General features: G+C 71.4%; 9 protein-coding genes and 1 pseudogene. 4 read left to right on the forward strand and 6 right to left on the reverse strand.

Annotated features, from left to right (window positions below; all coding sequences use genetic code 11):
- Positions 1-46: 46 nt before the first annotated feature.
- From ACFU7Y_RS33260 to ACFU7Y_RS33275, 4 genes and pseudogenes are all read right to left on the reverse strand, one after another.
- A pseudogene (locus tag ACFU7Y_RS33260) lies at positions 47-160 on the reverse strand (peptide deformylase); the annotation flags it as partial.
- 363 nt (positions 161-523) lie between these two features.
- Positions 524-1,276 carry an aminoglycoside adenylyltransferase domain-containing protein gene (locus tag ACFU7Y_RS33265; RefSeq protein WP_224281540.1) on the reverse strand — a complete coding sequence of 251 codons (753 nt, stop codon included), beginning with the start codon at positions 1,274-1,276 and terminating at the stop codon, positions 524-526.
- A 272-nt stretch (positions 1,277-1,548) separates the two neighbouring features.
- On the reverse strand, positions 1,549-2,325 hold the full coding sequence (locus tag ACFU7Y_RS33270) for a MerR family transcriptional regulator (RefSeq protein ID WP_224281538.1): 777 nt from the start codon (positions 2,323-2,325) through the stop codon (positions 1,549-1,551).
- Positions 2,325-3,419: a serine hydrolase domain-containing protein gene (locus tag ACFU7Y_RS33275; protein WP_380770603.1), complete on the reverse strand. Its 1,095-nt coding sequence runs from the start codon at positions 3,417-3,419 to the stop codon at positions 2,325-2,327. The genes ACFU7Y_RS33270 and ACFU7Y_RS33275 overlap by 1 nt, the downstream gene beginning before the upstream one ends.
- 563 nt (positions 3,420-3,982) lie before the next feature.
- Here ACFU7Y_RS33275 and ACFU7Y_RS33280 point away from each other — a divergent pair.
- Positions 3,983-4,705, forward strand: a complete 723-nt coding sequence (locus ACFU7Y_RS33280) for a tetratricopeptide repeat protein (protein ID WP_224281536.1) — start codon at positions 3,983-3,985, stop codon at positions 4,703-4,705.
- Positions 4,706-4,828: 123 nt separating this feature from the next.
- Here the strand turns inward: ACFU7Y_RS33280 and ACFU7Y_RS33285 are convergent, their stop codons facing one another.
- Both ACFU7Y_RS33285 and ACFU7Y_RS33290 read right to left on the reverse strand, forming a co-directional pair.
- A complete protein-coding gene (locus ACFU7Y_RS33285; protein WP_380770604.1) occupies positions 4,829-6,283 on the reverse strand; it encodes an ATP-binding protein in 1,455 nt (484 codons plus the stop codon).
- Positions 6,276-6,953 carry a response regulator transcription factor gene (locus ACFU7Y_RS33290; protein WP_224281534.1) on the reverse strand — a complete coding sequence of 226 codons (678 nt, stop codon included), beginning with the start codon at positions 6,951-6,953 and terminating at the stop codon, positions 6,276-6,278. The genes ACFU7Y_RS33285 and ACFU7Y_RS33290 overlap by 8 nt, the downstream gene beginning before the upstream one ends.
- A gap of 137 nt (positions 6,954-7,090) precedes the next feature.
- On the opposite strand from ACFU7Y_RS33290, the gene ACFU7Y_RS33295 reads away from it, so the two are divergent.
- The 3 genes from ACFU7Y_RS33295 to ACFU7Y_RS33305 all read left to right on the forward strand — a co-directional run bounded on the left by ACFU7Y_RS33295 (position 7,091) and on the right by ACFU7Y_RS33305 (position 8,966).
- A complete protein-coding gene (locus tag ACFU7Y_RS33295; protein WP_380770605.1) occupies positions 7,091-7,615 on the forward strand; it encodes a hypothetical protein in 525 nt (174 codons plus the stop codon).
- A 135-nt stretch (positions 7,616-7,750) separates the two neighbouring features.
- Entirely contained in the window at positions 7,751-8,629 is an 879-nt protein-coding gene (locus ACFU7Y_RS33300) for a hypothetical protein (protein ID WP_308020132.1), read from the forward strand.
- On the forward strand, positions 8,553-8,966 hold the full coding sequence (locus tag ACFU7Y_RS33305) for a ferritin family protein (RefSeq protein ID WP_224274905.1): 414 nt from the start codon (positions 8,553-8,555) through the stop codon (positions 8,964-8,966). The genes ACFU7Y_RS33300 and ACFU7Y_RS33305 overlap by 77 nt, the downstream gene beginning before the upstream one ends.
- Positions 8,967-8,993 lie beyond the last annotated feature (27 nt).

Genomic DNA, 8,993 nt, shown 5'->3' on the forward strand with positions numbered 1-8,993 from the left:
GGGCCGGGGCACCAGCGGTGTCCCGGCCCTCGCGCCTACCGCAGCGTCAGTCGTTCGGCACGGTCGCGTACTTCGGGGTGCGCTCGGCCATCTGCCGCAGGGCGTCCTTGCGGTCCCGCTTCGACAGCTTGTCGATGTCGGGGGTGCCGTACAGGTGGTTGATGAGTTCTGACAGCACTCGTCTGGCGAGTCGGGGCTGGGCAGTCGTGGAAGCCGCCCGGCAGTCCCACAACGTTCAGGATCGGTTCTGTGCCATGGACGGTCTCGAAGGCGAAGGTCTGCGTCTCTCCGGGGGTGGGGGACGGCAGCCCGATCACGTCACGCCAGGCCTGGAAGCAGATGAGAACGATCATGCAACACGGCCCGGGAGAAACGCGGCGAACGCCCCCTCCGAGTCCCGCCGGCTCAAGAACACGAGCTCACGGGCGATCGACAACCCAGCGGGCCCCGCACTCGGGGCAGCTGGTCGGCCGGTGATGACGAACCGACGGCGGTATCGGCGGTTGCCAGCGTCTGTGCTTCGTCAGAGGGAAGCAGCGACGATCCGGTCGATCGCGGGCCCGAGGAAGGCGAGCGTCAGTTCTGCCCGCCGGTTGATCCACTGCTGGTCGGCGGGGCCGGGAGTGCCGTAGCGACGCTGCCTGATGTCGTCCACGACGTCCGCGGGGGCGCCCAGTTCGGCGAGTACGTCGAGGGCCTCGGCCTTGGTGATCAGTCTGCCGTCCTGCAGGGTCACTGCTGCTCTGGCCAGGGTCAGCAGGCCGAGGTCGACCCAGATGTCGCGCGTCCACCGTTCCGGGTGGTCCAGGGCCGGCCGCCAGAAGTTCTGAAGGTCCTTGACGATGGAATCGGCGAGCTCTCGGTCGGTCACCGGTGGCAGGATCTCGGTCGGTGGCTGACCCTGGAGGACGAGTCCGAAGGCGTGCAGTTCACGCCTGGTCACCGGTGTGATCGGTCGGTGCATGAGCTCCTCGTGGGCCCACGTGAGGTGTGAGCGTGCGGGATCGTCCAACTCGGTGACGGCGGGGTAGCTGCAATGCAGCCTCGACGCGAGGGGGCTGACCCTGCCCAGGGCCTCGTGCATCTCGCCAAGTCGCTGTTCCTCGGCTGCCGTGCACGGTCGGCCGAGGAGAGCGATCAGGTCGAGGTCGCTACGGCCCGGCTGGTAGTCACCTCCGGCAAGCGACCCGTGCGCCCATACCGAGAGCAGCGGCACAACCGGCCGCAGGGCGCTGACGAAACGGTCGATGAGATGCTCGGTGATCTGATCTGTCATGAGGACAGTCTGGCCACATGATGACGAACATCCGGGGGGAATGGTTGGACCGGTCTACTGGCCGGCTCTCGTGTTCAACAGCCGACGGTTCCCCGAGGAACCCAGCCTGCCGGTGACCTTGCGTGATCTCCTGGGGCGTATCGGCTCCATGACCGGCCCGGACGAGGAGCACGCCGAGACCTCGATCCTCGCCCTGCACCTGCTCCAGGTCCGCACTCGTCCACGTCAACACCCCCGCTGTGCCGCGCGTTTTCGGCGGCATGAGGGTTCCGTCACCGGTGCGGCATGGGTACGCCTGCGGCGCGGAGTCTGGTCTCGGTGAGCGCGGTCAGCCGGGCCGCGACCGGTGCCTGGTCCTCGCGGTGGTTGTTGATCAGCTTGTACTGGGCCGAAGCCTTGGCCCATGCCCGCAGGCTGGCGCGATCCCCCAGCAGCGCGGGGTTGGCGAGGTAGCGGTCGGCCATGGCCGTCGCGAGTTCCTCGATCCTCGGGTCGTCCGGTTCCCAGGTCTCGGCCTCCCAACCACGCTTGGTCAGGTCGATGTACTCGGGGTCGTCCAGCCCGTGTTCGAGCTGGGTCAGGAAGCCGTCGAAGCCCTCCGGCACCAGTGCCCGGGCCAGTACCAGGGCCTCGCGTTGCGCGGCCACGTAGTCGGGGCTGAAGCCGAGGCCGGGCATCCGGTCCAGGACCGCACAGGCACGGTCGGGCAGCAGGGCCCGGTCGCCGTCGGCGAGCCGGTGCAGCGTGTCGCGGCGGGCGACCAGCTCATCGATGCGCTCGGTGAGCTGCCGCCCGACGTCGGCGAGCGCGGCGCCGAACCGCGCGGCGTCGGCGTCGAGCATGGGCCCGATCTCGGCCAGCGGCACGCCCGCGGCGGCCAGCGTCCGTACCTGAACCAGCTGCAGCAGCTCGCCGGATCCGTACCGCCGGTAGCCGGAGCTGTCGCGTTCCGGCTCCGTGACCAGGCCGAGCTTGTGGTAGTGCCGCACCGTCTTCACCGTGACGCCGACGAACGCCGCCGCCTGCCCGATCGTGACTCCGTTCCTCATCAGCCCAGCTTGCCGCAGAACAGCCCGTCGACGAAACGCTGTTGGGCGGTCCGGAATGCCGGTGCTATCGACAGGTCGGCGTCGTCCACCCAGGTCAGCCCGGCAGTCAGGGTCTTGGCGCCGTCGGCTGTGCCGTACATCAGCGCCGCCGAGCCCATGGTGGCGCCGTTGTGGTGGAAGACGGTGCCGCCCTCCGTTTCCTGCGCGAACACCCCCAGGCCGTAGCCGACGGTCGCCTCCGGCGTGCGCATCTCGGCCAGCAGCTCGGCCGGCAGGAGCCTGCCGCCCATCAGTGCGGAGAAGTACGTGTGCAGGTCCCGAGTGGTCGAGATCATGTCACCACCGGCTCCGACCCAGGACGGGTTCTGACGGGTGACATCGACCGTCCGCTCCTGCCCGGCATCCTCGTAGCGGTAGTAGCCGTGGTTGTGCGGCTCGGGGATCTCCGGCGAGACGCCCGGCGCAACGGTGCCGGTCATCCCCAGCGGCCCCAGGACCAGCCGCTGCAACTCCTCGGCGAACGAACGGCCGGTGGCCTTCTCGACCACCAGCCGGGCCAGCACGTAGTTGGTGTTCGCGTAGCTCCAGCCCGCACCCGGCGCGAACCGCGCCGGCCTGGACAGCGACAGCCGTACCAGCTCCTCGGGCAGGTAGGTCTTGAACCGGTTGTCCACCCACTCCTTGCCCTGCCAGGGGACCCCCAGCACGATCGTCCCGTCCTCGTAGAGCTCGCCGGTGTGGTTGAAGATCCCGCTGGTGTGCTGCAGCAGCATCCGCACGGTGATCCGCCGGTCGAGCCCGAACTCGGGCAGGTAGTCATCGGCCGGGGCATCCAGGCCGATCCTGCCCTCGGCCACCAGCAAGAGCACCGAGGTGGCGACGAAGTTCTTGGTGCTGCTGCCGATGCGGAAGTGCCCGTCCGTCAGCGGCTTGGCGCTCTGACCCAGCTTGCGCACGCCGGCGCTGCCGACCCACTCGCCCTGCTCGTCGTTCACCCGCAGCTGCACCCCGACGAAACCGGACGCGACCAACTCCTCGATCGCCTCCTGGAGTTCCGGACGATCCTGCCCCTGGCCGGAAAGGGTGGTGGACATGGTGCTCCTTCACATCGGTCGTGCCCGGGTCGGCGTCGTGCCGCTGCGACGAGCCTCCACCCTGCCCCGAGGTCAACCTCAACCGTGATCCAGCCCACAGTCGATTCCGGTCGACACGCAGTGACCACCCCGGCCCCACTCCGGACACTGGCCGCCCGCCTCGCTGACCCGCGATGGCGATTCACCCGACCGGTGCTTCACGAGGACGCCGCTGATGTGCCGGGCCACGGTGGTTGGCACCGGGCGGGCTCGGCGGCGTCGGCGTATCGTTCTGCCCGGCCACGACAGTTGGCACTGCTTGGCCGGGATTCTCGGCACGGGCGATGAATCGCCGCGGTTGTCGGCATTCCCTCCCGGAGAACACCGTCGTGGTGATCGAGCCTGACGCACGGCCCGCAGGTAGGCCATGGAACGGGCAGTCCCGCGTGGTGCGCTCACCGCCAGGCGGTGGTGACGGCGATGATGACGGAGAGCGCCGCCCTTGAGCCGGTGCGGTCGGGGCATCACCGGGTGCCGCCGTCGACCTGGGCCGGGACGCGGCCGGCCCGGGAAGAGCAGGCGCGGTGCTGGCGATCGGCGCGGTCACGGGCGCGCAACCCACCATTGCCTGGGCCAAAGCCCCTTGGTTCAACGACGTGCGCTTCCTCGACGGCGTGAGTGCCGGCGCACTGGCCGAGGCCGCCATGCGGACGATGGATCACGGCCATGCTCTGGACACCCACAGCGTGCGGGAGGGACTCCGTCCCTGGTTCGAGGCCATCGAGGTGGTCTGTGCCCGCGAGCCGCTGCCGGAGGCGATGGCCAAGATGGCGATCTTCCTGCGGGCATGCGGTCTCACCGATGCGTCGTTCGCCCTCTGCGATCGGGCGGACTCCATTGAGCGGATCATGCTGACGGAAGTCGTGCGAGCGGGCACATGGCGCAAGTTGGGTGATCCTGATCGGACCGCGACGGCGTTCCAGCGCGCTCTTGCCCTGGACCCGGCCGACTGGTCGCTGTATCTCGACCTGGCCGACCTACGCGCCGAACAGGGCGACTTCACCACCGCGGTCCAGCTCATCGATCAGGGACTGGAGCACGAGCCGACCGAGGTCACGCTTCGCGCGGCCGGAGCCGCCTACCGTGCCCGGCTCGCGGGCTCGCCCGACGACCTGTGCGAACTCATCGGACTGGTGCCGCACCTGCCGAACGACTCGTACCGGGGCCTGCTGCTTGATCACGCGTGTGCTGGTCCCGCCCTGCCCACCGAGCTCATCGCCGAGGCCCGCCGCCTCCAGAGCGGCTGACGGGTCACGGCGGGGCGCGCCGGTCTGCGGTTCGGCGGCGAGGACGGGGGCAGTCCGTACCAGCCTGCACCTTGTCGCGGTGCCAGGCTCACTGCCCCTGGTTACCGGTCCACGCGCGGGTCGTCAGGCAGCGGCCGAATCGCCCGGGAGCGGGAGGCTGGTTCGGAAGGTCGCCGTGCCCGGTGTGTCGGGAACGGTGAGGGTGCCGCCGTGGACGGCGGCGATGTCGCGGGCGATCGGGAGGCCGAGGCCGGCGCCGCCGTCGTCGCGGCTTCGGGCGTCGTCGAGGCGGGCGAAGCGTTCGAAGACCTTCTCCTGGTCGGCCGGTTCGATCGGAGGACCGTCGTTGGCCACGTCGAGGAGGGCCCGGCCCGCGGCCTTGTCGAGGTCGGGGTCGAGGTCGAGCCGCACGGTGATGTGGTGCCGGGCGTGGCGTTGGGCGTTGTCGAGCAGGTTGGTGAGCAGTCGGCGCAGCCATTGGGGGTTCCCGTGGATGATGACCGGTCCGGGCGTGTGGACGGTGACCGGGTGGGGCTCGGTCCCGCGGGCCGCGACGGTGGCGCGGACGAGTTCGGTGAGGTCGACGGGTTCGTGCGGCCAGTCGTGTCCGGTGGCGTCGAGGCGGGCGAGCAGGAGGAGGTCGGTTGCGAGGGCCTGGAGGCGTTCGGTCTCCTCCAGGGCGCCGGCGACCAGGTCGTTGCGCACGTCGGGGTCGGGGTGGGCGCGGGCGACTTCGAGTTGGGTGCGCAGGACGGTCAGGGGGCTGCGTAGTTCGTGGGAGGCATCGGCGATGAAGCGCCGCTGTCGGACCCCGGCGGCCTCCAGGCGTTCGAGCATCGCGTTCATGGTGCCGGCGAGGCGGGCGATCTCGTCGTCGCTGCGGGGTTCGGGGACGCGGCGGTCGAGATCGCGGTCGCCGATGGAGGCGACTTCGGCGCGGATGGCCTCGACCGGACGGAGGGCACGGCCGGTCGAGCGCCAGGTGAGGGCGCCGACGGTGAGCAGCAGGACGGCGCTCAGCGCGGCGAGGGCGGCGGTGGTGAGGTCCTCGGCGGCGTCGACGGTGCGCAGGGAGGCGCCGACGTGGATGGTGACCGGGCCGGTGGGGGTGGTGGCCGTGATCGTGGTGACGCGCTGGTGGTGTTCGTCGCCCCGGGCGCCGAGGTTGAAGGTGTCGTGGCCGTCCTGGTGGTCGATGGGGGCGGCTGCGGGGTGGCCGGCGAGGCTCTGGCTGGCGGCGACGACTCTGCCGTGCGCGTCGACGACCTGGATGAAGTCGGTGCCGTGGTCGAGCGGGAGCGGGCTGGTGAGGTGTCCGTCGGTGGCGAGGCGGGCGACGGCCTGGGCCTGTTCGCGGGCACCGGTTTCGACGGTGCGTTCCAGGTTGGCGCGCAGCAACAGGATGACGGCGGCCGAGGCGGTCGCGAGGACGACGGCGACACTGAGGCAGGCGGCGAAGGTGGTGCGGGCTCGGACCGAGCGTGGGGCAAGCCGTGCGGTGAGGGCCACGAGACGCGGGTGGCGGGCCAGGCGGCGGCGTGCGGCCGCACGGATGCGGGCCGGAGTACGGTCAGCCACCGTCGGCCGCCAGTCGGTAGCCGGCACCGCGTACGGTCTGGACGGCGGCGCGGCCGAACGGGGTGTCGATCTTGCGGCGCAGTGCGCTGATGTGGACTTCGACGGTGTTGGGGTCGCTGTCGGGCCCGCTGTCCCAGACCTGTTCGAGGATCTCCCGTTTGGAGACGGCCTCGCCTGCGCGGCGGGCCAGGTGGTCGAGGACGGCGAACTCGCGCGGGGTCAGCGCGATGTCCGTGTCGGCGCGGGTGCAGGTGCGGGCGGCGGAGTCGACGATGAGGTCTCCGAGGATGGTGCGCCGGGGTGCGCGGGTGCCGATGCGGCGGGCGAGGGCCCTGAGGCGGGCGACGAGGACGACGAAGGAGAACGGCTTCGACAGGTAGTCGTCGGCGCCGGTGTCGAGGGCCTCGGCCTCGTCCCATTCGCCGTCTTTCGCGGTCAGCATCAGGATGCCGGCGTCGCTGCCGGCGGCCCGCAGGCGTGAGCACACCCGGTAGCCGTTGAGGCCGGGCAGCATGATGTCCAGCACGATCACGTCGTAGGCGTGATCGGTGGCCCGGGCGAGGCCGGAGAGTCCGTCGTGGGTGAGGTCGACGGTGAATCCCTCGGCGGTCAGTCCGAGCTGGAGTGCCTGGGCCAGCCGGCGTTCGTCCTCCACCACGAGTACGCGCATGCCCCCAAGGGTGACAGGTGTCCGGCCGGGCGGCCGAAGGGGCCTTCGGATCTTCAGCTGATCTTCAGCATCGCCCGGACATGCTGAGGCTGTCGCCCGGGGACGGCCCGGGCCTGCGGAGGACAGGGGTGGGTGGTGTGAACGAGTCCGTGGAGAACGGGGAGCGGTTCGAGCCGGTCGAGCCGGCGATGACTGCCGGGAGGACGCGCACGGGTCTGGGCCGTGCCGGACGGTGGGTGCGCCGGCGCTCCGGGCGGTGGGTCGCGGTCGGCGCGGCCGTGGTCGTGCTCGGCGGTGGCGCGGCGGTGGCGGTGGCGGTCCACCACGAGGGCGAGGGCCACGGCGACCGGAAGATCGCGGGTGAGCGCGAGCGGCGCGACGGCCCGGACACTCGTGGGGGCCGCCACGGCGATCGCGGGGTACGGGGACAGGACGTGCACGGTGCGCCGGCGCCGCTGCCGTCGACCGACGCTGCCGATGCGGTGGCCAAGGCCTCGTCGGGTGTGCCCGGCGGCAGGGTCGAGTCGCTGTCCCCGGTCACCGAGCGGGGCGGTGGCCGCGCGTGGCAGGCCGTGGTCCTGGGTCCGGACGGCGTGCGGCACCTGGTGACGGTGGACGGCACCAGCGACGCGATCACCGGCAACACCGTCGTGGGCGGCTGACCCACTCGTTCCGCGCGGCCGCGGCCGCGCACCGTGGAAGGGAGCGCCGTCGTCTTGGGCGCCATGACAACACCCCAGCGCACACACCGACGCCAAGCCGTGTCCGCCGGGCCTGCCTGGAGCAAGGTTCCGCAGGTGACGGCGGTGTTCTGGATCGTCAAGATCCTCACCACCGGCATGGGCGAGACCACCTCCGACTACCTCGCCCGCACGCTCGGGCCGATCCCGGCGGTCGGCTCGGCCGGCCTGCTGCTGGCCGCCGCGCTGTTCGCACAGGCCCGCACTCGCCGCTACGTCCCGGTCGTGTACTGGGCCGCGGTGGTCATGGTGAGCGTGTTCGGCACCATGGCCGCCGATGTCGCGCACGTCGCCCTCGGTGTCCCCTACGCCGTCTCCGCGGCGGCGTTCGCCCTCGTCCTCGCCCTGGTGTTCGTCCTGTGGCGGCGCACCGAGGGGACCCTGGCGGTGGAGACGGTCGCCGGCGGTCGCCGCGAGGTCTTCTACTGGTGCGCGGTGATGGCCACCTTCGCGCTCGGCACGGCGGTCGGGGACCTGACCGCCGCCACCCTGGGCTGGGGCTACCTGCCCTCCGGGCTGCTGTTCGCCGCCCTGATCGCGGTGCCCGCGGTGGCCCATCGCCTGTCCGGCCTGTCGCCGGTGCTCACGTTCTGGTGGGCCTATGTGCTCACCCGGCCGCTGGGCGCCTGCTTCGCTGACTGGGCCGGTGTCAGCCGCGGGCGCGGCGGCCTTGATCTGGGCACCGGTCCGGTCAGTCTCGTCCTCGCGGTGGTCATCGTGGCCGCCGTGGCGTGGCTGACCGTGGCCGAGCGTCGCGCGCTCCAAGGACGAGACAGCGCACCACGCCGCGTACCAGGCCGCCCTCACGGCGGTCCGCACCGGCAAGGGCGCCGTCCCGACACCCCCGGCCGTCGACCCCGTGGCGGTACCGGCCGGGCAGCCCAAGGTCACCTCGGCGCAGACCAAGGCCAACCTCGACACCGCCATGCACGGTGAGGCCCTGGCGCACGCCAAGTACACCCTCTACGCCCAGCACGCCCAGCAGAGCGGCAACCCCGCCCTGGCGCGCCTGTTCACCGCCGTCTCCGACGTGGAGCTGCAGGAGCACTTCTCCGGCGGGGCGGCACTGGCCGGAACGGTCGGCACCACGAGCCGGAACCTGGCCACGGCCATCGCCGGCGAGACCGACGAGTCCACGACCATGTACCCGACGTTCGCCCAACAGGCCAAGGCCGCCGGCGACACCGCCGCGGCCACCCTCTTCCAGCACAACGCCACCGACGAGGCCGGCCACGCCCAGGCGTTCCAGACCGCCCGCAAGGATCTGGGCTGACCCAACGGTGACGCCCCGTTTCCGGGC

Source organism: Kitasatospora sp. NPDC057542, from assembly GCF_042801945.1.
Classification (GTDB): domain Bacteria; phylum Actinomycetota; class Actinomycetes; order Streptomycetales; family Streptomycetaceae; genus Kitasatospora.